This window comes from Lacinutrix iliipiscaria, assembly GCF_042686125.1.
Taxonomy (GTDB): domain Bacteria; phylum Bacteroidota; class Bacteroidia; order Flavobacteriales; family Flavobacteriaceae; genus Oceanihabitans; species Oceanihabitans iliipiscarium.
The window spans coordinates 1,467,770-1,491,826 of sequence record NZ_JBHUOV010000001.1 but is presented as its reverse complement, the minus strand read 5'-3'; the positions used below and the strand labels follow the sequence as shown (position 1 = coordinate 1,491,826).

Here is a 24,057-nt window from a genome sequence, read left to right as displayed (position 1 = left end):
TATATTATGAACAAACGCATAAAACGAATACTTCAAATTGTATTTATAGCGGCAAGTATTTCTTCTTTAATGTTCGTGCCTTGGATTTTAGTAAAAGCATGGATTTTACCACTTCCAGATACTGTTCAAGAGCAAGTCGATGATGCCATGGATTTTGGAATTGATGGTATGATTGTCTATGTCGATCAAGGTGGTCAACCTCCAGCTTTTTATACGGCTGGTTGGCATGACCGAAAAAATAAAATACCTGCAGATCCAGAAGCTTTATTTAAGATTGCTAGTATCACGAAGTTATATGTTGCTGTCGCAATTACTAAATTAGTCAGCGATAATCGTTTGTCTTTAGATAAAACTCTTGCTGATTATTTTCCAGAGCTCGTTGGACGAATCGAAAACGCTGAAAAAATCACTTTAAAATTAATGGTACAGCACAGAAGTGGAATTCCTAATTTTACCAACTATCCTGATTTTTGGGTTGATCCTCCATACAACTATAATGAAAAACTAGAATTAGTATTGGATTTACCTGCTAGCTTTCAACCAGACAAAGGCTACGAATATTCAAACACAAATTATTTGCTACTTTCAAAACTCATAGACAACGTAGTAGGCTATAGTCATCAACAATATATTAAAGAACAAATTTTAATACCTCTAAAATTGAACAATACGTTTGGTTCACTGAAGGAGGTGGACTTAGATCGTGTTATGTGTGGTTATTACGTTGGAATTGAAGATGATGTGAAAACTGAAGATACAGGATTAATGATTGCTACAGCACAAGATGTTGGTGTTTTCCTTAGAGCTTTAAATGATGGTTCTATCTTTGAAGGCAATGAGCAGGAAATCTATTCTTCTATTTATGTCTATGAACATGGAGGTCTGGTTCCTGGCTATCAAAGCCTTGCGGAATATCATAAAGATATCGATACTGTTGTGATTCAGTTTATGAATACAACTAATTTTGAAGGATATAATTGGAATCTATCCGAAATCATAATGAATCGAATTGTAAAAATACTTAAGCGAGAAAAAAAATAAATACATCTGCAATCCAACCCGTTTAATAAATTGCTTCACTTCTACTTCAATTTAAATCACTACCTTTAGTGGACAAGCTTATTAATTATTTAAATCATTCAATTCTCATGAAAAAAATCACACTGTACTTATTGTTTTTTTTAATTGGAATTCACTTCGCTCTAGCTCAAAATGATTCCATAAAAGACCCTATAACTATAGACAAACTAAACTTTATGGTTGGTGAATGGAAAGGAACTGGTTGGATGATGACCAGAAACGGAAAAGAAACTACTGAAATAACTGAAAAAGTTGAGTACAAACTCGAAAATGATATTATGGTCGTTGAAGGTTTAGGAACAAAAACCGATTCTATAACAAAAGAAACCAAAATAGTTCATGATGCATTTGGTGTAATCTTTTTTGATTTAAAAAGTAATTCCTTAATGATTAATGCCTATAAAAAAGGCGAATTTATTCAATCTGAAATTGTATTAATTGAAGACAAAATCATTCAATGGAATATGGATATTCCTAATCGTGGAAAAGTTCGGTTTACAGTGAATTTTAATACTGAAAATAAGTGGTTAGAAATTGGAGAGTTTAGTAGAGATGGCACAAACTGGATGACATTCCTTGAGATGAATCTCGAAAAAATCAAATAACAATTTATTCTCAAAAAACTTAATAAACCATGGACTAAAATTATGATTCCAGAAGTTGACACATATCTTGAGCGCCTTAATAAATGGAAAAAAGAACTGACAAGACTTCGGCAAATAATAAATACTTGTGGCTTAACCGAAGCGTATAAATGGATGCATCCTTGTTATACTTACAACAAAAAAAACATTGTTCTAATTCACGAATTTAAAGATTATTGTGCGATTCTTTTTCACAAGGGCGCATTATTACATGATGATAAAAAAATTTTAATTCAACAAACTGAAAACATTCAATCTGCTAGACAAATTCGATTTAAGGATGTGTCAGAAATTGAAAAACTAGAACCTGTTATTAAAGCATATATTTTTGAAGCTATAGAAGTAGAAAAGGCTGGTTTAAAAATTAAAAAGAAGGAAACATCCGAATATGAAGTTCCAGAAGAATTAAAACAACTATTTAAGGCTAATACCGAATTCAAAAAAGCATTTAAAAATTTAACCGAAGGAAGACAGAGAGGCTATTTATTGCATTTCGCTAAACCTAAACAAGCCAAGAGTAGAATATCTAGAATTAATAAAAACACAAAGAGAATTCTTGATGGTTATGGCTTAAACGATTGCACTTGTGGATTGTCTAAACGAAAACCAAATTGCGATGGTTCTCATAAGCAATTAGATTGTTAATTACAGACACATCATCATTTATAAACTATGAAGAAAAATATTCTAATATTCGCTTTATTAATTTTCTCTATTTCTCATTCACAAATTCAAACGGTGTTTTATGTAGATGATGTAAAAGTAATCGATTATGTTACTGTAAATTTCTGTGTAAACGATTCTGCCAGAATAAGTCAAGTTAGTGTTTTAAAGGAACAAACAACATACAAGAATGAGGTAATAATTGACAGGCTTGTGAAATACCTTAAAAGAGTTCAATATTATCCTGATAGTAAATTAAAGAATAATTGTTATGATTCTACCTTCAAGTTTGTAAATAAAGATTATGAAAATGCAGAGTTAAAACCCTCTGATTATGCTAAATGCAAGGCCTTTAAAACTGGAGATTTTACTTATTCGGATTTTAGACATAAAGGCACTAAAATTACACGAAGAAAAAGGAAACAAAGAGAAAAAAATAGAGTGCGAAAAAAAGAGGATTGGTTTAAAGAAAAGTATAGAATTACTTGGCCATCACCTTGCGAATATGAGCTTGAATATTTAACGGTTAACCATAAAAGTAAAGACTCACTAATAGGAGAATCAATAAAAGTGAAAATTATAGCATTAACAAATAATGGTTATGTCTATAAATCCAAACTCTTAGATTTTCCAGAAATTATTAGTGTTATTGTATTTGATGATGAGTAAGTACACATAAAACCACATTTAATTCAGGAAGTATTTAGCGCTTAAAACGTCCTGAGGTATTGCCTTCTAACAATCTAGTCACCTCATCTACTGTTGCATAATTAACATCACCTTCATAAGTATGTTTTAACGCACAGGCTGCATTTCCAAACTGTAAAGATTTAAAGTCATCATATTTTTGTAATCCATAAATTAGTCCTGCTGCAAACGCATCGCCAGTTCCTATTCGGTCAACAATATGAGTGATTTCTAGGTCTTCAGTTTCTTTAAACTCTTTTCCGTTCCACATTCTCGCTCGTATTTTATGCCAAGAAGCATTCAAAACGGTTCTAATTTTATCAAAAACTTTTTCTATAGAAGGAAACTCTTTCATTAACATCTTACTGGCTTCAACAAAGTCTTCATTCGAGTAGCTAAAATCGGTTCCAAGAACTTCATTCATCTCATTTATTCCACCAATAAAAATCGTAGAATAGTTAAGTAGCTCTGTTAAAATTTCTTTAGGATTTTCTCCATATTTCCATAAACCACTTCTGTATGTTGGATCTGCTGAGACTGTCATTCCTTTCTTTTGAGCTAGTATGAGACCTTCTTTTAATGTTTCATAACCACCTTTCCCTAATGCAGGCGTAATGCCTGTCCAATGAAACCACTTTCCATTTTCTAAAGTCTTTTCCCAATCTATCATAGATGGTTTAATTTCAGAAAAAGATGAATGGGACCTATTATAAGAAATTGAACTAGGCCTCATAACTGCACCAACTTCTAAAAAATAAACGCCTAAAGGCCTTTTAGAAAACACGAGTGAAGAAGTATCGACTCCAAATTTATTGATATAAGAAACAGCTGTATCTCCTATAAAATCATCAGAAACACAACTAACATGCTTTACGTCTTCACCAAAATTAGATATAGAAATGGCTACATTTAATTCGGTGCCTCCAAAATAAAATTCTAATAAATTTGATTGGATAAATTTTTTATTTCCTCTAGGAGATAAGCGCATCAATACTTCTCCAAAAGTGATAATTTGATTCATACTAAAGTTTTAAACTAGAATTGTAAATTTAATGGAAAATAACTGACTATGAAACCAAAGTCTTATAAATTCTATCGTTTCTTATATGTATTTAAAAAGACAAAAATCATAATTTCAATATGATTAAAGCACAAAACACTTACTCTATTTAAAACCAATTACTTATAAATTTTGCAAAAGAAAAGTCTTCAAATTTAACTAACTTAGCCAGAATCATTTTTTATAAAGCAAAACCGCAACTTAAAAACCAACCATTATGAAAAAACCAATTTCAAAATCTTTATTCATTTTATTATTCTGTTCTTTTTTTCTTACAACTCTAGGCTGTAAACAACCTGAAAAAGAAGTTGAAAAAGAAATCGAAAAAGAAGTCATTGTTGAAACAGAGACTCCTGAATATTTTCTTTTACGTCCAGAAGTTGAAAAAGCTTATGGATACTCACATGCTGTCAAGATTGGAAATAGTATAAAGGTCTCTGGAGCGGTAAGCATGGATGACGAAGGGAACCCAACTGCTATAGGAGATTTAGGTCAACAAATGAAAAATTGTTACGCAGATTTAGAGAAAATATTAAAACATTATGGCTGCACCTTTGATGATGTCGTTGTTGAAAATATTTTTACAACGAATATGCCTTTATTTCTGGAAAACGCTGCTTATAGAAATTCCATTTACACTAAGCAATTTCCAACAGGATCATGGCTTGGAGTTAAAGAATTAGCTATCCCAGAATTCATGATAGAAATTGAACTTGAAGTGCATAAATCAAACTAGCAAAACAATCATAGAAATTCGGTTAGTTAAAGACCAATAGCATTAATTGATTACTTCTCATTTTTTTCCTAAATTAGTGGTCATTGTTGATTTTTCAACGCTACCTTTATAACTCGCCAACTTTAAAATTCAATCGTTATGAAACGCATATTACTATTTCTTTCTATATGTATTGTTGCTTTTAATAGTCATAGTCAAAATCGTTCAGATTTTTTTAAAACAACACCAATCATAAACAGTGATACGCCAGAATGGGCAAAATTAATGTATTCTGAAAACCCGAATGTTGCAGATGTAGAAGACTTATACAAACAATATTATAAAGAAAATGAGTTTATAAAAAACATTCATACGCAGAATCATAAGCATTGGATTTTATTAGTTAGTCCTTTATTGGATGAAAATGGTTTTATCAAACAACTTAGTCAATCTGAAGAAGACAGAAAACATCAATTACTTAAAGAAAACTATCAGCAACAGCAATCGCTTCGCATTCCAGGATCAGATTTAGGCTGGAGAGCTATGGGCCCTTTTGAAACTTTTGCAACAGATCCAGCAATTCCTATTTCTTGGCATAAAAATGTTTATGCCATTGATCAATCATTATCTCACCCAGATATTTTAATCTGTGGAACAGAAGCAGGTGGCGTTTATAAAACTATTGACAAAGGATTTAATTGGTCATTAATTTCATTAGGCGAAGTGTTTTCGGGAAGCAACTCTGCCGTGAAAATTCACCCTACAAATCCTAATAATTTTTTAATCTATTCTAATAATAGAATTTACCAATCTTTAGATGGTGGAGTGACATGGCTTGAAAGGCATTTCACGAATGGAACTGGTCATGAATTTGAATACTCACCATTAAACCATAATATTATATTTCATACCTCTTCATCGGGTTTGTTTAAATCTATTGATGGAGGTGTAACTTGGACTCAAGTATTTACTGAAAGTTGTTGGGATATTGATTTTCATCCAACCGATAACAATGTTGCTTATTTATTAAAATCGAATGCAGCTGCAAAAAGAAGCGAACTTTATAGAAGTGACGATAATGGTATAACTTGGTCTATTAAAGATAACGGATGGTATGTCCCATCTGATTTAGCAAATGCCATTGACGATGGTGGTAAAATTGCTGTTTCGCCTGCATCAGAAGACCTTGTTTATGTTTGTCTTATTGGCGCATCTAAAGATGGTGATCAAGGTTGGATAGGGGTTTATAAAAGCCTGAACAGAGGCGAAAATTGGACCAACCCAAGCGGACAAGATGGTGGGCCTTATGGCGCTATTAATGGAACAGCTGATTGGAATGTTGCTGCATATGATGGTGGATATCATCAAGGTTTTTATAATTTCGACATGGAAGCCAGTGCAATAAATCCTGATAAGTTATGGATAGCAACTATTAGACTAACCGAATCTAATGATGGAGGGCAAACTTTTCAATCGATTGGTGCTGCAAATTCAACACGTTTAAATTATATTCATGCCGATGTACAAGATATTGAGGTGAATGGGAATGATATTTGGGTTGCTACAGATGGAGGAATTGACTATTCACAAGACGAACTCATGTCGCATGATGCGTTAAACAGAGGTATTCAAGCAGCACATTTTTGGGGTTTTAATACAGGATGGAATGAAGACACCTTTACTGGAGGAAAATACCATGATGGCACAAGTGGTTGGTATGAAAATTACGGCTTAGGTAATGCCTACAATATTGGCGGTGTTGAGGAAGCTTCAGGTTATGTACATCCTATAGAAAGCAGGAAATTATTATACAGAACACATTATGCTAGTGATAATACTTCCGTTAAAACTATTCCAGAGATTTTTGGAAGTGAAATCATAAATCATCCTTCATTACCTGTTCGACCAAATGAATCGTATTGGGAAGCCGAACGTAGTGGAGTTTATTTTGATCCAAGATATGCTGACCACATGTATGTTGGACTTGAAAATAAAGTCTATAAATCAACGAATGGAGGTTCTAGTTTTGAGATTATTTATACATTTCCTGAAAGTACAGGATTAATTTACGAAATGGAAATTTCTAGAAGCAATCCTAATGTTATTTATGCTGTTTATAATAAACTAGGAGGCTATTGGGATTCTTGTGAAATATGGAAGTCTGTAGATGCTGGCCTAACTTGGAATAAAACAGTAAGTGACCCAGGTGGTAATAATAGACGTTTCAGAATTTCTGTCCATCCTGAAGACGAAAACATAGTCTGGATTTGTACTCCTAGAGGAGATAATGGAGGAAAAGTATTTAACACTCTAGATGGTGGAACCACATGGTTAAACAAAACTACTAGTGTTTTAAATGGGCAAGACATCAACGACATCTTATACCAAGGAGGTACAGATGACATTGTTTATTTGGCGTCGAGATATGGAGTTTTCTATTGGGATACAAATGCAAACGATTGGATAAATTATTCAACAGATTTACCACTTGTTACAAAATCGCTACAAATTAATCCATTTTATAGAGATGCAGAATTAAGGTTAGGCACCACAGGACGCGGAGTTTGGGGAAGAAAAATGTTAGACGAAGCTTTTAATCCTATTGCACAACCCATAACCTATACAAACCTTGTTCGTTGTCCGTTAGAGTCCATTCAATTTGATTGTTATTCTATTTTGAATCATGAAGATGCTACTTGGCAATGGACAATTACTCCAGAACCATTATCAATATCTTCAGACACAGCAAGAAATCCTGTAATAGTTTTTGGAGCTGAAGGCGCTTATACTGTAAGTTTAACTGTGACTGATGGTTTAGGGCGTTCTGACACCAAAACAATAACAAATATGGTAACCGTTGTTGATGATTGTCCGCATTGTGAATCTTTTGGTAATATGGATTGGGACACAGCAGTAACCTTAGTTGATTTTAATGGTATATATAATGCTACTGGCAAAACCCAACCTTATACAGATTATACAGATAGTCATTCCTCAACAGTTGAAGTAGATACTTCTTACGATTTAAGTGTTAATCTAGATACTGATGGTGATTACACTATTTATGCAATGGCATGGATAGATTGGAATCAAGATACAGATTTTGAAGATCCTGGTGAAACATATGATTTAGGCTCGTCAAGAAATACAGACGATGGAATAACTAGTTTATCGCCTTTATCTATAACGGTTCCTCTTGATGCTGAAGCTGGAGAAACGACCATGCGAATTGCTGCAAAATATAATACTACACCAAGTCTTTGTGAAACAGGTTTTGATGGCGAAGTTGAAGATTATTCAATCATTGTCACTCCATCTTTAGGGATTATTGAAAACTCATTTGAAATTGACCCTGTGATTTATCCGAATCCTACAGATGGTAATTTTTCAATTGAATTAGGTCGCCATTATGCAGCTACTGAAATTAGCATTACAGATATAAATGGTAAAATAATTCAATCAAACACTTATTATAATAGTCAATTATTTAATATCAAATTAAAAGAAGCTTCTGGTGTTTATCTTGTAATTATCAAGTCTGAAGGACAAAAAGCAGTCGTGCGATTATTAATAAAATAAAGATGAAAGACTAGAGTGTTTCCAGCTTATAGCCAACACCATGCACATTAGTTAGTTTAATAGACTCATCATCTTTTAATATCTTTCGTAATTTAGAAATATAAGTATCTAAACTTCGACCAACTATAACACCATGATCTTCCCAAACCCTTTTGGTCAATTCATCGCGCTTAATAATCTGATTTGGATGAGCAACAAAAATGGCCAATAACTCACATTCTTTTTTAGATAAATTGATTTCGGTAGCTTCTTTAACCAATTTATTTTGCTCAGGATAAAACCGAAAACAACCAATTGTATTATAATCCTGATTGCTATTGTCTAAGACGATAGCAGGCTTTCTTTTATAGATTAAAAAGCCTAACAAAAAAAGTACAGCTAAACTTAAAATATACAAAAGCATTTTTTCATTAGAAGTGGTCTTTAAATTGCTAAATTTCACTTCAATAGTATAACAAGCACTTGGCAAGTTTCTTCCAGAACACGGAATTATAGTTTTCTCCTTTTCGGCATTCATTTCATAACTATAAGCAACCTCTAGGTCTGAGCATTGAATAACTTCAACACGATAATATTTAGAAAGTTCTGCTCTTAAAAAAGCACTATCTACAATTGACACTAATCGACTAGGCTCAAAAGACAATTGGTTTTGAAAAGACAATTTATAATTTGTTCGATTGAGCTCAATTATTGGCAACACCAAAGATGTAGAATCTTGATTTTCGAGCAATAATTGATGCCCTACATCACGTAAAGAAATCTTTACACGTTCAGAAAAAGATTCATCAATATCTCTTGAACATGAAACTATATTCAACGAAAACAGAATAACGATTAAAGCAACAAATAAAAAAACGAATCTTCTACTCATAATAATTACAAAGAACATATAATTTCATGACTTTTTACAATTGTTCAGACACCTTTTACATTCTTTTGACACTTTTAACTTAATTCACTCTTCAATTTTAAGAAAAAAAAATAAATCAATAAGCTTACAACTACCTAATGCACGTTAATTTTTTGCACAGTTAAATACTCATTTCCAGTCTTTTTGTTATATTAGTTCATTCATAAACCTTCTAAACAACCAACCAAAAAAACGCAACATAAAAATGAACTCGCTATCAAACCATTGGACCAAAAAAGAATTAAAAATTTACATTTTAATTCTTTGTGCAAGTGCTGACTCTACTGTATGTGACAAAGAAATAGATTTAATAAAATCTAAGACCGATTCAGAAACTTTCGAGAAGATGTTTCAACAATTTTCTAATGATACTGAAGAGGAAAGTCTTGAAAAAATTGATGACGCTATACAACTTCACGAATACTCTGAAATGGAGCTTGCTGAGTTTAGAAAAGAAATACATGAAATTTTCTTGACTGATCAAAAATTAGACAGAAAAGAAAGTAATCTAGACCGAATTTTAGATAATATACTTTACTAATCACGAGCCACTAAGCACAAGATAATGGCCACAACAGACAATTTCTACTTGAACCAAGAAGAACCTAATCGAAGTTGCTTGCTATTATTACGTGATCTTATTTTAAACCAAGATCAAGACACCTCAGAAACTAGAAAATATAGCATGCCTTGCTTTTGCTATAAAAATAAAATGTTTTGCTATTTATGGATTGATAAAAAATCGCATGAACCCTACATATTATTTGTCGAAGGCAAACATTTAAATCATTCCGAATTAGAAGTTGGATCTAGAAAACGAATGAAAACTTTACGAATCAATCCCAATGAGGATGTACCAATAACTAAGATAACAAACCTCATAAATGAAGCCTTAGATTTATATCGAAATGGCATCATTAAAACAAAGTAAGCCTTCTTACAACTATGTTAAATTTGAATTAATCTGAACAAGGAGTCCTTAGCTTTTGACTACCTTTGTCTTTAATAGACCATGATTTATGAACGGATTTGACATAGTAATGATTTTCGCTGTTATCCTTTTTGCAAGATTAGGAGTAAGATTGGTAACGCGATATTTGAGCATGAAAAAGGATGATAAAAACAAGACTGACGATTCTAATTAATTGAGTATTATAGAAATGGATTATCAAAATAAACTAAAAATTTATGATGACCTTGTCGCTCAATGCTCACGATTTAAAAGATTAGGAAAAACGATGCCTTACACCTCGGCAAATGGATATATGTTTTCACTCTTCAATAAAGCTGGTGAAATTGGCATTCGATTCTCAAAAGAAGTTCAAGACCATTACATCAAGAAGTTTGACACTACAGTTTATCATTCTTATGGTGCTGTTATGCGTGGTTATATTTTAATTCCTGAACACTTGTGGAACGATGAAAAAACCATTGTGAATTTACTTAATGAAAGTTACGATTACGTGATGTCTTTAAAAACAAAGTAAAAATTACCACGCTTTTCTTTTCAACAAATTAGCAATATGTGCATAGTGATGATTGCAGTGCCATGCGTAGATTCCGATATTCTTTTTTAATACAACTTCTTCGTTATGTTCTGGATGAATAAAGCTTTTATTCAAATCTGAAGTACTTAAACTTTTAAGCAAATAAACAAGCTTTAAATGCACTGATTTCAAGTGACTTAAAGACATCTCTATTGGTGCATATTTAGCGTCATCTAGTTCTGCCCAAAGCTGTTCATAATAATACTTTATGACAGGTTTATCTTCGGTCAAAGCCCATTTAAATCTAATATAACTATGATGATGGCTGTCAGAAAGATGATGTACAACTTGTCTTATTGTCCAACCACCAGGTCTATATAGTGTGTCTAATTGCTCATCATTAAGCGGACTTACCAGTTGCTCTAATCGATTAGGAAACTGTTCTAAAACGGCAATCCATTTTTGAATATCTGCTTTTGAAATTTCAACAGGACAATCAAATAGTCCTATAGGAAAACGAAGTTGATTAAGTTCTAAATTTGTCATTTTTAAATATAAAAAAAAGCACTTCAAATTGAAGTGCTAGAATCATAAAACTTTAATCCGTTTTTTTAGTTTTCTTCTTATATACTTCAACAAACTTTTTAGCTCTTCTATTACTATTATTATACTCTAATGCTTTACTATAATTAACAAAAGCTTGTAAGCTATCGCCTTGATGTAAATACGCATCAGCTAAACTATCATAAGTATTATCACTTTCAGGATATAAAGCGACATTAATTTTAAACACATTTATCGCATTTTGGTATTCCTTTTTTCTTAAAAATTCATAACCAAGGCTATTAAACTCTCTTTCGTCTAACAAAACACTAGTAGAATCTTGTTTTTGAATTTCTAAATATCCTGCTAAAGCCTTATCATATTCATTAGTCTTCAAATACATGCTAGGTGTTTTAAATGTATCATCAACTTTTAAATAATCATAAGTAATCGGGTCGTTTGGATTTTCTGAAAGAATAGATAAATAGCGTTTTTGCGTTTCAGGATGTTGAACAAATCGGAACTTCTTATACATATCTGGCACAAAAAAAGTTTCCTCGTCTAAAATGACTGGTCGTACATTGTCTGCACCTCTCCATTTTAAAAACAGCTTCTTATCGTTGTAATAGATCTCGATTAATTCATCTTGAGAGTACAAGTAACGTCCTGATGTTTGAGCCATATACTCTGGAGAATAATCTATATTTTTAGAGCAACTTGAAAGGATGACTATTAGAAATAAAGAAAAAAGTGTGGTTTTCATGTGGATTGATTTTTTTAGATTGATTACATAATAAGCAAAAAAAAGTCTCATTAATAATGAGACGATTTTTTTAAAATTTTGTTACTTCAATAGGTGAAAAACCCAATTAGCCTTTCACATCCATGAGCTCAACATCAAAAACTAAAGTTGCATCTGGCGGAATAACACCACCTGCTCCTTGACTTCCATAGGCTAAATGACTAGGAATTACAAAACGTGCCTTATCTCCTATTTTTAATAATTGTACACCTTCATCCCAACCTGGAATAACTTGTCCAACACCTAAAGGAAATTCTATAGGTTCTTTTCTTTTGTATGATGAGTCAAACACAGTTCCATCAGCCAACTGCCCTTTATAGTGTACAGAAACCATTTTTCCTTTTTCTGCTTTTGCACCATTACCTTCTTGAAGAATTTGGTAACGCAAACCACTATCTGTTTTACTAAATCCTTGAGCAATTTTATCTAGTTCGGCTTCTTGTTTCGCTTTTGCTTCAGCAAGACGTTTTTCGCGAGATCCTTCAAAAGTTCTAAACGATTCAACAGCTTGAAATGCCTCTGCTTCCGCACCTACTCTTATAATCTCTAAAGTTGTAATCTCATCACCTTGAGCAATTGAATCGACTACGTTTTGACCTTCAACTACTTTACCAAAAACCGTATGATTATTATCTAACCATGGCGTTTCTATATGTGTAATAAAAAACTGACTTCCATTAGTTCCAGGCCCTGCATTAGCCATCGATAAAACACCTGGAGCATCGTGTTTTAAATCAGGATGAAACTCATCGTCAAACTTATAACCCGGATTTCCAGTACCTGTACCTTGTGGACAACCACCTTGAATCATAAAATCGGGAATAACTCTATGAAACTTTAAACCATTATAATAAGGTGTTCCTTGAGGTTTTACTGAATTCTCTAAATTTCCTTCAGCCAAAGCTACAAAGTTACCTACTGTTCCTGGTGTTTTTTGATATTCTAAAGCGACTATAATTTCGCCTTTTGTAGTATTAAATTTTGCGTATAAACCGTCTTGCATCATATTGTATTTTTAATAAGGTGCAAAGATACGGAATGATTTATGATTAACGAATGCCCTCAACTGAAATTTTACAGACTGTTAATTAGCAACTTCACTAATAAACTTTATTCGGTAAAGACGCAACTCTTCATCATCATAATCACCATCAAACTCTTCAATAGCAACATCAATTTTATCAGTTTCGGCTTCCATAAAATAGTCATGAATTTCTTCTTGTTGATCTTCGTCTAGAATATCATTAATCCAATAATCTATATTGAGCTTAGTACCTGAAAACACAATGGCTTCCATTTCTTTAATAAAATCTGGCATTTCCATACCTTTTGCAGAAGAGATATCACTTAAAGGTAATTTTCTATCTACATTCTGAATGATATACAATTTTAATGCTGAATTACTTCCTGTTGATTTAACAACCATATCGTCTGGTCTTACAATATCATTATCTTCAACATAACGCTTAATTAAATCAATGAAATCTTTTCCATATTTTTTTGCTTTACCATCACCAACACCATGAACATTAGAAAGTTCTTCGAGTGTAACAGGATATTTTAAAGACATATCTTCTAAGGAAGGATCTTGAAAAATAACAAATGGTGGAATTTCTAATTTCTTTGCATTTTTCTTTCGTAACTCTTTCAGCATTTTCATTAAAGTCTCGTCTGCAACTCCACCTCCACCTTTAGCAGCTGTAATAATTGAATCGTCATTTTCTTGATCAAACACATGGTCTTCAGTCATCATAAACGATTTAGGGTTTTTTATAAAATCCCTTCCTTCATCATTTAACTTAATTACACCATAAGTTTCAATATCTTTATTTAGAAAACCAGCAACTAAAACTTGTCTCACTAAAGCCATCCAATATAATTTATCGTGATGTTTTCCTTTACCAAAAAAAGGTTGCTCGTGAGTTTTATGTGAATTTATTAGTGCATTTTCTTTACCAATAATAACATTTACTAAATCTTTAGATTTATATGTATCATTAGTACTATCTACTATTTCTAAAAGTAGTTTGACTTCATCTTTAGCTTCTAATTGCTTTTTAGGATGTCGTACATTATCATCCATATCTCCACCATCACCTGTCGCATTATCAAAAGCTTCTCCAAAATAATGCAGAATAAATTTACGTCTAGAGATAGACGTTTCGGCAAAAGCAACAACTTCTTGCAACAAAGCCTGACCAATTTCTTGCTCTGCTACTGGTTTACCTGACATAAATTTCTCTAATTTTTCTATATCCTTATAGGCATAATATGCGAGGCAATGGCCTTCTCCTCCATCTCTTCCTGCGCGACCAGTTTCTTGATAGTAACTTTCAATACTTTTAGGAATATCATGATGAATCACAAAGCGTACATCTGGTTTGTCAATTCCCATTCCAAATGCTATCGTAGCGACGACTACATCAATATCTTCCATAAGGAACATATCTTGGTGTTTAGATCTAGTTTTTGCATCTAATCCTGCATGATAAGGCACAGCTTTAATTCCGTTTACTTGAAGGGCTTGAGCTAATTCTTCAACTCGTTTTCTACTCAAACAATATACGATACCAGACTTGCCTTCATTTTGTTTTATAAAACGGATGATATCTGCATCAACATTCTTTGTTTTAGGCCTGATTTCATAATATAAATTTGGCCTGTTAAATGATGCTTTAAAAGTTGTAGCGTCACTCATTCCTAGGTTTTTAAGAATATCCTCTTGCACTTTAGGCGTTGCAGTAGCTGTCAGTCCAATAATCGGAATATTATCACCTATACGCTGAATAATATGCTTCAAATTTCTATACTCAGGTCTGAAATCGTGTCCCCATTCACTAATACAATGCGCTTCATCGACAGCCATAAAAGAAATTTTAACTGTCCGTAAGAATTCTACATTGTCCTCTTTAGTTAATGATTCTGGTGCTACATATAATAATTTAGTTACACCATCAGTAATATCTTGTTTGACTTGTTTGACTTCAGTTTTATTAAGTGAAGAATTTAAGACATGAGCGATTCCATCTATATGAGAGGTTCCTCTTATAGCATCGACTTGATTTTTCATTAAGGCAATTAAAGGAGAAACAACAATTGCAGTTCCTTCTTGCATTAAAGCTGGTAGCTGATAACACAAAGATTTACCTCCTCCTGTTGGCATAATAACAAAAGTATTATTCCCAGACAATAGACTCTTTATAACTTCCTCTTGCAGTCCTTTAAAATTTCCAAAACCAAAATGTTTTTTTAATGAAGCATGTAAGTCCTTCTCAATAATTGACATGAATTGTATTTAATATTAGTATTCTTTTATAAAATACACTTAATTCTTTTTGCTATTAATTAGTAGTGTATATAGTCAACCTCGTGATTTTTTCGTTAGCTTTGCACCATACTTTAGTATAAAGTAGCACAAAATTATTGACCAACATTAAAGATAAAAAAATCTTTATTAGCATCAACCTAAAAATTTAATAAATTTTGAACAGCAAGCAATCTATTATAACTACAGCGAAGCAAACCATAGAAATGGAAAGCGAAGCAATCTTAAATTTGTCGCACCTAGTTAATGAAGATTTTGCAAATTCGGTTGAACTTATTTTTCAATCGAAAGGGCGAGTAATTATTACAGGTATTGGAAAAAGCGCCATTATAGCAACAAAAATAGTAGCAACCTTAAATTCAACAGGCACACCTGCTATTTTCATGCATGCCGCAGATGCGATTCATGGTGACTTAGGATTAATCTTAGAAGATGATGTTGTTATTTGTATATCAAAAAGTGGAAACACACCTGAGATTAAAGTACTAGTTCCTTTAATAAAGAATGCTAACAATAAGATGATTGCAATTACTGGAAACAAAGATTCGTTTCTAGGTCAACAAGCTGATTTTGTATTAAATGCATTTGTTGAAAAGGAAGCTTGCCCAAATAATTTAGCACCAACTACAAGTACTACAGCGCAACTAGTTATTGGTGATGCCTTAGCTGTATGTTTATTAGAACTACGTGGCTTTTCTAGCAAGGATTTTGCAAAATACCATCCTGGTGGTGCTTTAGGCAAAAAATTATATTTACGTGTACATGATTTAACTTCTGTTAATGAAAAGCCTATGGTTACACCAAATACTAGCATTAAAGAAGTTATTGTAGAGATTACAGAAAAAATGCTTGGTGTTACTGCTGTTGTAGAAGACCGTAAAATTGTTGGAATAATTACAGATGGTGATTTACGTCGTATGCTAACCAAAGTTGATGATTTTTCTAAACTAACGGCAAAAGACATTATGAGCAATAACCCAAAACGCATCGATGTTAATGCAATGGCTGTTGATGCCATGGAAGTTTTAGAAACTTATGGTATTTCTCAGCTCCTTGCAGAAGACAATGGAAATTATGCTGGAGTGGTTCACCTACACGACTTAATAAAAGAAGGTATTATATAATGGTGAAAAAGAATGTTAACGAGATGTCTTTTTTAGATCATCTTGAAGATTTAAGATGGCACTTAGTGCGCATGTGCATTGCTGTTGTTCTTTGTGGAACTGTCGCTTTTTTATTTAAAGGTTTTATTTTTGACGTTATTATTCTTGGTCCTAAAGACATGAATTTCCCTACTTACAGATGGCTCTGTAATGTAACGCAGTTTATAGGAATAGATGAATCTTCTTTTTGTGGAGATAGTTTTCCCTTCGAAATACAGAGTAGAACTCTAGCTGGTCAATTTTCTGCGCACCTTTGGACTTCTATTTACGCTGGATTTATCATTGCATTTCCTTATGTATTGTATCAGCTTTGGTCTTTTATTAGTCCTGGCATGCATGCCAATGAACGTAAACACTCTAGTGGATTTATCATAATTTCATCACTGTTATTTTTTGTTGGTGTCTTATTTGGTTATTATATTGTAACACCATTATCCATAAACTTTCTAGGCACCTACTCGGTAAGTCAACAAGTGCATAACGATTTTGATTTAAGCAGTTATATTGGTTTAGTTAGAGCAACTGTTATCGCTTCAGGAATTATATTTGAACTCCCAATAATCATCTATTTTTTAACCCGAATAGGCTTGGTAACACCCGAATTTTTAAAGAAATACCGAAAGTACGCTTTAGTTATCGTGCTTATCTTATCAGCTGTCATCACACCTCCAGACATTGCAAGTCAAATTATTGTCGCTATACCAATATTAATACTCTATCAAGTAAGTATATACATTTCAAAAATTGTGATTAAAAGTCAAAAAAGAAAAGAAAAAAAACATGTCTGATATTGTTAATGAATTCAATGCGTATCGTTCAAAAATGAATGATAAAATTTTAGCAGATAATAATAAGGTCATTAAGCGTATTTTTAATTTAGATACTAACGCTTTCGCGGAAGGCAGTCTAGACAAAAAAACCAAAGAACTACTTGGTCTTGTGGCTTCGATGGTTTTACGTTGTGATGATTGTGTAAAATACCATTTAGAGGCAAGCTATAACGAAGGGTTAACTAAAGAACAAGTTGTTGAAGCCTTAAGTATTGCAAATTTAATTGGTGGAACGATTGTTATTCCTCATTTACGTAAAGCTTATGAATTTTGGGATGCTTTAGAAGCCCAAGGTTAAACTTTACTTAAATTAGTAGTGTATGCCTAATAGTCGGTTTGATTTTATTATTTTTAGCCATTAGTTTAAATCTATGAAGCTTAGAGCAGAACATTTAATGAAGTCCTATAATGGACGAAAAGTCGTAAAAGACGTTTCTTTAGAAGTTAATCAAGGAGAAATAGTTGGACTTTTAGGTCCAAATGGTGCAGGAAAAACAACATCGTTTTATATGATAGTTGGACTTATTAAACCTAATGGAGGCACCATCTTTTTAGACAATACCGAAATCACTAAATACCCTATGTATAAGCGTGCTCAGAATGGTATTGGCTATTTAGCACAAGAAGCTTCAGTTTTTAGAAAACTGAGTATTGAAGATAATATTTTAAGCGTACTACAACTCACCAAGTTAAGTAAAAAAGAACAACGTGATAAAATGGAATCGCTTATTGAAGAATTTGGCTTAGGTCATATTAGAAAAAATCGTGGCGATTTACTTTCAGGAGGTGAACGTCGTAGAACTGAAATTGCTCGCGCTCTAGCCACAGATCCTAGTTTTATTTTATTAGACGAACCTTTTGCTGGTGTAGATCCTGTTGCTGTTGAAGACATTCAACGTATTGTAGCTAAGCTAACCAAAAAGAATATTGGTATTTTAATAACTGATCACAACGTACAAGAAACACTAGCCATTACAGATAGAACTTATTTAATGTTTGAAGGTGGTATATTAAAAGCTGGAAAACCTGAAGAACTTGCCGAAGATGAAATGGTACGTAAAGTGTATCTTGGACAAAACTTCGAACTACGTAAAAAGAAATTAGATTTTTAAACGGACTCTTTTTTCGTATTTTTTGGCCATATCATTTTAAAAGCTTTCACTACTAAAAAAGCCGCAAAACCAACCAAAAGACCAATTATAAAATCTTTAATAAAACTCGGAAGGTTCTCTAAAATGTGATGAAAAAATTCAATGTTATGGACGAATATTCCTCCAGCAACTAAAATTAAGGCAATTGTTCCAATTACAGACAAACTCTTAATAACGATAGGCAGAGCTCTAATTAAAAAATTTCCAATGAACTTAGAAACACTTTTTTCCTTAGTGCTCAAACTTACCAATTTATAACCCAAATCATCCATTCTAACAATAAGAGCAACAATACCATACACACCAATTGTAGCAATAATAGCAACAATAGTAACCACTAAAATTTGAAATAGAATTGGCTTTCCTAAAACAGTTCCTAAAGCAATAATTACAATCTCAACAGACAAAATAAAGTCAGTAAAAATGGCTGATTTAATCTTCTTTTGCTCTGCCTTTTTTTGTTCTTCGATAGAAATATTTTCTACATTACTATCCGTTTGATGGTGTTTATGAGGTATAATAAACTCATAAATTTTTTCTACACCTTCAAAAGCTAAATATACACCTCCTAAAATTAGAGCCAATGTAATGGCCCAAGGCGCAAAAGCACTAAGTAAAAAAGCAATAGGTAAAATAATTAGCTTATTTAACGCAGAACCTTTAGTAATTGCCCACAATACAGGTAATTCTCTTGAAGACACAAAACCAGTCGCTTTCTCTGCATTAACTGCCAAATCATCCCCTAAAATTCCAGCTGTTTTTTTTGTGCTGATTTTACTCATCACAACAACATCATCCATTAAGGCTGCTATATCATCTAATAATGCAAAAAAACCTGATGCCATTTATATCATTTTAGTTTATAAGGATTCTTTAGAAATTAAAGAAAGAAGAATGTATAACAAAATAATTAAAGGAATTCCTGCAAACTGCAAAACAATCAATAATACCAAGCATAAAACAATGAAGATATATCGCATTGCATTGTCCTTAAAACTCCAATTTTTAAATTTTAAAGCAAATAGCTTTATGTTACTATTCAACAAAAAACAACTTAGAAATGTGATTGCCAACAAAAACCATGTATTTAAAATAATGGCATTCATGGCATCACTATTTTGAAATTCTAAAATCAATGGCAAAGATATAATGAGTAAGGTATTTGCAGGTGTTGGCAACCCTTTAAAATAACTTTGCTGATCTTCATCTATATTAAATTTTGCTAACCTATACGCAGATGCTAAAGTGATACATAAACCTAATAATGCTAGAGGTACAATTTCAAAATCTTCCCATTGCATAAAAGTACTCCAAGATGCAAATTTTAGACTTGGTCCTTCAGAAGCTAAAGAAAGCAACTTAAACATAATTATTCCTGGAACTAATCCACTAGTTACCATATCTGCCAAAGAATCTAACTGTACACCTAATGCACTTTGAACGTTTAGTTTTCTTGCAAAGAATCCATCAAAAAAATCGAAGAAAATACCAAGAAACACAAAAGCAGTTGCGGCAACAAACAAATTGTTAACCGCTAAAATAGCAGCAAAACTTCCACAGAATAAGTTCAACAAGGTAATTAGATTTGGAATGTAGTTTTTTAGTTGCATATTTTAGTTTATACTGTAAAAATAACAAACTATTTTCGTCTAAAACAAGAAACAAACAATATCTATTGGTTTTTCAAGTTTAATATGTTGAAAAATAATGGCATATTTGTAAAAAAATTGTACTTGAAGAGAATACTAACAATAGTCCTATTAACTATTTCTATAACCGTTTCTGCGCAAACACTTAGAAAATACTCCAATGAGTTTATGAATATTGGTGTAGATGCTGCTGCTCTAGGTATGGCTAATGCTGTAACAGCTTATTCAAATGATGTAAATTCTGGTTATTGGAATCCTGCTGGATTAGTCAATCTTGAGGATAATCAATTAGCTTTAATGCATTCCAGTTATTTTGCGAATATTGCTAATTATGATTATTTAGCTTTTGCAATGCCATTAGACAACAGAAGTGCTGTTGGAATTTCTTTAATTCGTTTTGCTGTTGATGACATTTTAAATACAACTCAGTTAATTGATGCTGAAGGCAATATTAACTATGATAGAATTAGTTTATTTTCTACGGCAGATTATGGCGTAACTTTCTCTTATGCCAGAAAATTACCAATTCCAGGTTTTAACTATGGAATAAATGCCAAAGTTATTAGACGTGTTATAGGAAAATTTGCGAGTTCTTGGGGATTTGGTCTAGATGCAGCTATACAATTTGAAACAAGAAACGAATGGAAAATTGGTTTAATGGCTAGAGATATTACAACCACTTTTAATGCTTGGGCTATTGATAAGGATGAATTTGCTACTGTACAAAATGCCGTAGAAAACCAAAATCAAGAATTACCAGAAAGCACAGAACTCACTATACCAAAACTCCAATTTGGTGTTGCCAAAAAATTCATCTATCGTCATGATTTTTCGATACTTACAGAGCTTGACCTTAACATAAGGTTTGAACAAAATAATGATATTATTTCGACATCTATTGCTAGTATTAATCCAGCTTTTGGATTTGAAGTTGGTTATATTGATATGATTTATTTAAGAGGAGGTGTAGGTAATTTTCAAAATGAATTACAAATAGATAATAGCGAAAAAATTGGGTTTCAACCTAGTATTGGTGTTGGTTTTAAATATAGTGGTATACAAGTCGATTATGCGTTCACAGATATTGGTGATCAAAGTGTAGCCTTATACTCTAATGTCTTTTCCTTAAAACTAGATTTTAGTATCTTTAGGTAGTTTACATAAAAAATGATGAAGAAACTCAGTTTTGTTTTATTCTTTTTTTGCGCTGTATTTCTTCATGCACAAGATTCTAACACCTACGAATCCACTCAAATTAGCATACTCACTATTGGTCCAGGCACTTCACTTAATGATGCTTTTGGTCATAATGGAATTCGAGTCAAAACACCTTATAATGATGTCGTTTACGACTATGGAAGGTTTCCATTTAACGACCCTAATTTCTATCTTAATTTTGCACGCGGAAAACTATTATATTCACAAGGATTTAGCGATTATTATCATGTGATTAATTTTTATAAAGATCAAAATAGAACTATAAAAGAGCAGGTTTTAAATCTTACAACTCAAGAAAAACAAGACATGCATCGCTATCTTATAAATAATTCTCTACCTGAAAACAAAGACTATTTATACGATTTTTTTTATGACAATTGCGCGACTAAAATAAGAGATGTTTCAGAAGAGATTTCGAATAAGAACATTGTTTTTCATACACCAAAGGCACTCGGCAAAAACACGTTTAGAGATTTAATACAGCATAATTTATTTTGGAATTCCTGGGGAAGTGTAGGTATTGATATTGCTCTTGGTTCGGTTATAGATAAAGTAGCGACAGCTTATGAACACATGTTTTTACCAGAATATATTTATCAATTTTTTGAAATAGCGACACTAAATTCAACAGGTGAAAAATTGATAATACAATCGAAGGACATCTATATCAAAAGAGAAACATTGGTTAAACATAATTTTCTAACTAGCCCCTTTTTCTTCTTAAGTATCCTTAGTGCTTTAATACTTTGGATGACTTATAAAAACTATAAAAATCAGTCACAAAGTAAATGGTTAGACTTTATAATTTTTGTAATTACTGGAATGATAGGGTTATTTATTTTATTGCTTTGGTTTGCTACAGATCATACAGCTACAGCTTATAATTATAACCTGCTTTGGGCTTTTGCCTTAAATATTGTTCTAGCCAATCAAGTCTTAAAGAAGACGCCTAAAACATGGTTTATTAAATATCTAAAGTTATTAATTATACTACTATGTTTACTCTTATTTCACTGGGTTTTAGGTGTGCAAAAATTTGCATTAGCATTAACACCATTACTTATAGCACTAGGTGTAAGATATTTGTATTTAGTGAAATATTTTCAAACAAGAATTACTGACCTCTAAAGAAAACCATAGTACTTAAGGTTTTGATAATAATATTAGCATCAAGAAAAAAGCTTCTATGTTTTATATAATATAAGTCGTATTGAAGCTTTAATAAGCTATCATCAACAGTAGATCCATATCTTACTTTTACTTGAGCCCAACCAGTTAATCCAGGTTTAACAATATGTCTGGTTTCGTAAAAAGGAATAACTTGAGAAAGTTCCTTTACAAAATAAGGACGCTCAGGTCTAGGTCCAATTAAACTCATATCTCCTCTGAGAATATTAATAAATTGTGGTATTTCATCTAATCTTGAACGTCTCAAAAATTTGCCAAAAAAAGTCACTCTAATATCATTTTTCGATGCCCAAACCGCTCCATTTTTCTCAGCGTCTTTTATCATCGTTCTAAACTTAATGATATTAAAAACAGCTCCATTTTTACCCACACGCTCTTGCATATAGAACAAAGGACCTCTATTAGCAATTAGGTTTCCTAAAAGAATAAAAGGTAATAGCAAAATTCCTAAAACTATACCTATGAGTGAAAAAACTAAATCAGAAAATCGATGAAAAAATAGGTACAACTTATTTTGATTACTTCGACTAAAAGGGAAGTATTTATAGAAATCTTTTCCTACAAATTGAACAGGAACTCGATGCGTCATGTCTTCATAAACCTGAGTATATTCTTTAATAGGAAACCCTCGTTCTAAGAGCGTAATTAAATCGTGATAAATTTCTGGAGTTATCGTTTCAGAATTATAGCTTGCAACAACAATTTCCGAAATCCTTTCATTAAATATTATATCATGTATTTGATTTGGCTGAAACTCTTCAATGCCTTTAATTTTAACAGGATGTCCACTTTGAGCTTCGCAGTTAATAAAACCTAAAATCTTATAGTTTGGATCTGAGTCTTTAAAAGCATCCATAATAGGCTGAATATTAGATATTTCTCCAACTATAAGCACTTTTTTATAAAATCGCGGAGAGGTTATAAAATTTATATAGGCAAGCCTCCACACTATTAATGCTACAATTATAGCTAAGTAGAAGAAAAATATTTGCAGCCTATTCTCTGGTAAGAAAGGGGTGAAAAATGGTGTTAGCAGATAAAATAAAACGGTTACAGAAGCAGTAAGCACTATATTGGCAAGTACAGATTCTGTTTTACTGGCTTTTTGCAGGTCATAAAGTTCAAAAACAGTTCCAAAAATGGTTATATATAATGCCAATACTAAAACCCAAGTCCAATTTTCTTTTGTAATTGTAAAGTAATCAAATTCAAAAAGTTCACTCAACCCATAAAGAGATAACATTATAAATAATAAATCTAAAATTCTAAGTAGAATTTTTCTTTCAGAAATATTAAAGTGAATATCTTGCTTCCTAGCCATATAGTTAAAGAAATGTTAAGGTAAAGATAATAAGATAAGGGA

24 protein-coding genes are annotated in these 24,057 nt (G+C 32.2%); 15 read left to right on the top strand and 9 right to left on the bottom strand.

The window, feature by feature from the left end; genetic code table 11:
- Positions 1 to 6: 6 nt before the first annotated feature.
- The 4 genes from ACFS5M_RS06785 (at position 7) to ACFS5M_RS06770 (ending at position 3,056) form a co-directional block, all read left to right on the top strand.
- Positions 7 to 1,041: a serine hydrolase domain-containing protein gene (locus ACFS5M_RS06785; RefSeq protein WP_183487080.1), complete on the top strand. Its 1,035-nt coding sequence runs from the start codon at positions 7 to 9 to the stop codon at positions 1,039 to 1,041.
- A gap of 107 nt (positions 1,042 to 1,148) precedes the next feature.
- Complete coding sequence (locus ACFS5M_RS06780) at positions 1,149 to 1,685, top strand: hypothetical protein (RefSeq protein ID WP_183487078.1); 537 nt, start codon at positions 1,149 to 1,151, stop codon at positions 1,683 to 1,685.
- A 42-nt stretch (positions 1,686 to 1,727) separates the two neighbouring features.
- Complete coding sequence (locus tag ACFS5M_RS06775) at positions 1,728 to 2,369, top strand: DUF1801 domain-containing protein (protein ID WP_183487076.1); 642 nt, start codon at positions 1,728 to 1,730, stop codon at positions 2,367 to 2,369.
- A gap of 27 nt (positions 2,370 to 2,396) precedes the next feature.
- Positions 2,397 to 3,056 (top strand): hypothetical protein, encoded by a 660-nt coding sequence (locus tag ACFS5M_RS06770; RefSeq protein WP_183487075.1) that lies wholly within the window; start codon positions 2,397 to 2,399, stop codon positions 3,054 to 3,056.
- A 34-nt stretch (positions 3,057 to 3,090) separates the two neighbouring features.
- Here ACFS5M_RS06770 and ACFS5M_RS06765 read toward each other — a convergent pair whose 3' ends face one another.
- The gene (locus ACFS5M_RS06765) at positions 3,091 to 4,095 is read right to left on the bottom strand and encodes a sugar kinase (protein ID WP_183487073.1); all 1,005 of its coding nucleotides are present in this window, start codon (positions 4,093 to 4,095) and stop codon (positions 3,091 to 3,093) included.
- 256 nt (positions 4,096 to 4,351) lie between these two features.
- Between ACFS5M_RS06765 and ACFS5M_RS06760 the strand changes: the two genes are divergently transcribed.
- Together ACFS5M_RS06760 and ACFS5M_RS06755 are read left to right on the top strand one after the other, a co-directional pair.
- Complete coding sequence (locus ACFS5M_RS06760; RefSeq protein WP_183487071.1) at positions 4,352 to 4,870, top strand: RidA family protein; 519 nt, start codon at positions 4,352 to 4,354, stop codon at positions 4,868 to 4,870.
- 138 nt (positions 4,871 to 5,008) lie between these two features.
- Positions 5,009 to 8,428, top strand: coding sequence for a GEVED domain-containing protein (locus ACFS5M_RS06755; protein ID WP_183487069.1), 3,420 nt, complete (start codon positions 5,009 to 5,011; stop codon positions 8,426 to 8,428).
- Positions 8,429 to 8,438: 10 nt separating this feature from the next.
- Here the strand turns inward: ACFS5M_RS06755 and ACFS5M_RS06750 are convergent, their stop codons facing one another.
- Positions 8,439 to 9,299 carry a winged helix-turn-helix domain-containing protein gene (locus tag ACFS5M_RS06750; protein ID WP_183487067.1) on the bottom strand — a complete coding sequence of 287 codons (861 nt, stop codon included), beginning with the start codon at positions 9,297 to 9,299 and terminating at the stop codon, positions 8,439 to 8,441.
- Positions 9,300 to 9,543: 244 nt separating this feature from the next.
- On the opposite strand from ACFS5M_RS06750, the gene ACFS5M_RS06745 reads away from it, so the two are divergent.
- The 3 genes from ACFS5M_RS06745 (at position 9,544) to ACFS5M_RS06735 (ending at position 10,825) form a co-directional block, all read left to right on the top strand.
- Positions 9,544 to 9,879: a hypothetical protein gene (locus ACFS5M_RS06745; protein WP_183487065.1), complete on the top strand. Its 336-nt coding sequence runs from the start codon at positions 9,544 to 9,546 to the stop codon at positions 9,877 to 9,879.
- 24 nt (positions 9,880 to 9,903) lie between these two features.
- Complete coding sequence (locus ACFS5M_RS06740; protein WP_183487063.1) at positions 9,904 to 10,269, top strand: DUF1801 domain-containing protein; 366 nt, start codon at positions 9,904 to 9,906, stop codon at positions 10,267 to 10,269.
- Positions 10,270 to 10,483: 214 nt separating this feature from the next.
- Complete coding sequence (locus tag ACFS5M_RS06735; RefSeq protein ID WP_379898287.1) at positions 10,484 to 10,825, top strand: hypothetical protein; 342 nt, start codon at positions 10,484 to 10,486, stop codon at positions 10,823 to 10,825.
- 3 nt (positions 10,826 to 10,828) lie between these two features.
- On the opposite strand, the gene ACFS5M_RS06730 is transcribed toward ACFS5M_RS06735, so the two are convergent.
- The 4 genes from ACFS5M_RS06730 to ACFS5M_RS06715 all read right to left on the bottom strand — a co-directional run bounded on the left by ACFS5M_RS06730 (position 10,829) and on the right by ACFS5M_RS06715 (position 15,456).
- A complete protein-coding gene (locus ACFS5M_RS06730; RefSeq protein ID WP_183487061.1) occupies positions 10,829 to 11,371 on the bottom strand; it encodes a YfiT family bacillithiol transferase in 543 nt (180 codons plus the stop codon).
- 52 nt (positions 11,372 to 11,423) lie between these two features.
- Positions 11,424 to 12,131, bottom strand: a complete 708-nt coding sequence (locus ACFS5M_RS06725; RefSeq protein WP_183487059.1) for a tetratricopeptide repeat protein — start codon at positions 12,129 to 12,131, stop codon at positions 11,424 to 11,426.
- A 106-nt stretch (positions 12,132 to 12,237) separates the two neighbouring features.
- Positions 12,238 to 13,173, bottom strand: a complete 936-nt coding sequence (locus ACFS5M_RS06720; RefSeq protein ID WP_183487311.1) for a peptidylprolyl isomerase — start codon at positions 13,171 to 13,173, stop codon at positions 12,238 to 12,240.
- A gap of 81 nt (positions 13,174 to 13,254) precedes the next feature.
- Entirely contained in the window at positions 13,255 to 15,456 is a 2,202-nt protein-coding gene (locus ACFS5M_RS06715) for a RecQ family ATP-dependent DNA helicase (RefSeq protein WP_183487057.1), read from the bottom strand.
- A gap of 245 nt (positions 15,457 to 15,701) precedes the next feature.
- Between ACFS5M_RS06715 and ACFS5M_RS06710 the strand changes: the two genes are divergently transcribed.
- The 4 genes from ACFS5M_RS06710 (at position 15,702) to lptB (ending at position 18,600) form a co-directional block, all read left to right on the top strand.
- Entirely contained in the window at positions 15,702 to 16,619 is a 918-nt protein-coding gene (locus tag ACFS5M_RS06710) for a KpsF/GutQ family sugar-phosphate isomerase (RefSeq protein ID WP_183487056.1), read from the top strand.
- A complete protein-coding gene (gene tatC / locus ACFS5M_RS06705) occupies positions 16,619 to 17,446 on the top strand; it encodes a twin-arginine translocase subunit TatC (protein WP_183487055.1) in 828 nt (275 codons plus the stop codon). Before ACFS5M_RS06710 ends, tatC begins: the two co-directional genes overlap by 1 nt.
- The gene (locus ACFS5M_RS06700; protein ID WP_183487054.1) at positions 17,439 to 17,786 is read left to right on the top strand and encodes a carboxymuconolactone decarboxylase family protein; all 348 of its coding nucleotides are present in this window, start codon (positions 17,439 to 17,441) and stop codon (positions 17,784 to 17,786) included. The genes tatC and ACFS5M_RS06700 overlap by 8 nt, the downstream gene beginning before the upstream one ends.
- A 73-nt stretch (positions 17,787 to 17,859) precedes the next feature.
- Positions 17,860 to 18,600, top strand: coding sequence for an LPS export ABC transporter ATP-binding protein (lptB, locus tag ACFS5M_RS06695; protein ID WP_183487053.1), 741 nt, complete (start codon positions 17,860 to 17,862; stop codon positions 18,598 to 18,600).
- Here the strand turns inward: lptB and ACFS5M_RS06690 are convergent.
- Both ACFS5M_RS06690 and ACFS5M_RS06685 read right to left on the bottom strand, forming a co-directional pair.
- Positions 18,597 to 19,484: a DUF808 domain-containing protein gene (locus tag ACFS5M_RS06690; RefSeq protein WP_183487052.1), complete on the bottom strand. Its 888-nt coding sequence runs from the start codon at positions 19,482 to 19,484 to the stop codon at positions 18,597 to 18,599. The genes lptB and ACFS5M_RS06690 overlap by 4 nt on opposite strands.
- 15 nt (positions 19,485 to 19,499) lie before the next feature.
- Positions 19,500 to 20,249, bottom strand: a complete 750-nt coding sequence (locus tag ACFS5M_RS06685; RefSeq protein ID WP_183487051.1) for a CDP-alcohol phosphatidyltransferase family protein — start codon at positions 20,247 to 20,249, stop codon at positions 19,500 to 19,502.
- Between the two features lie 123 nt (positions 20,250 to 20,372).
- On the opposite strand from ACFS5M_RS06685, the gene ACFS5M_RS06680 reads away from it, so the two are divergent.
- Together ACFS5M_RS06680 and ACFS5M_RS06675 are read left to right on the top strand one after the other, a co-directional pair.
- The gene (locus tag ACFS5M_RS06680) at positions 20,373 to 21,443 is read left to right on the top strand and encodes a putative type IX sorting system protein PorV2 (protein WP_379898280.1); all 1,071 of its coding nucleotides are present in this window, start codon (positions 20,373 to 20,375) and stop codon (positions 21,441 to 21,443) included.
- A 12-nt stretch (positions 21,444 to 21,455) separates the two neighbouring features.
- The gene (locus ACFS5M_RS06675) at positions 21,456 to 22,634 is read left to right on the top strand and encodes a lipoprotein N-acyltransferase Lnb domain-containing protein (protein ID WP_183487046.1); all 1,179 of its coding nucleotides are present in this window, start codon (positions 21,456 to 21,458) and stop codon (positions 22,632 to 22,634) included.
- Here ACFS5M_RS06675 and ACFS5M_RS06670 read toward each other — a convergent pair.
- Positions 22,621 to 24,015 (bottom strand): sugar transferase, encoded by a 1,395-nt coding sequence (locus ACFS5M_RS06670; protein ID WP_183487044.1) that lies wholly within the window; start codon positions 24,013 to 24,015, stop codon positions 22,621 to 22,623. The two genes, ACFS5M_RS06675 and ACFS5M_RS06670, sit on opposite strands and share 14 nt — an antisense overlap.
- Positions 24,016 to 24,057: the final 42 nt, after the last annotated feature.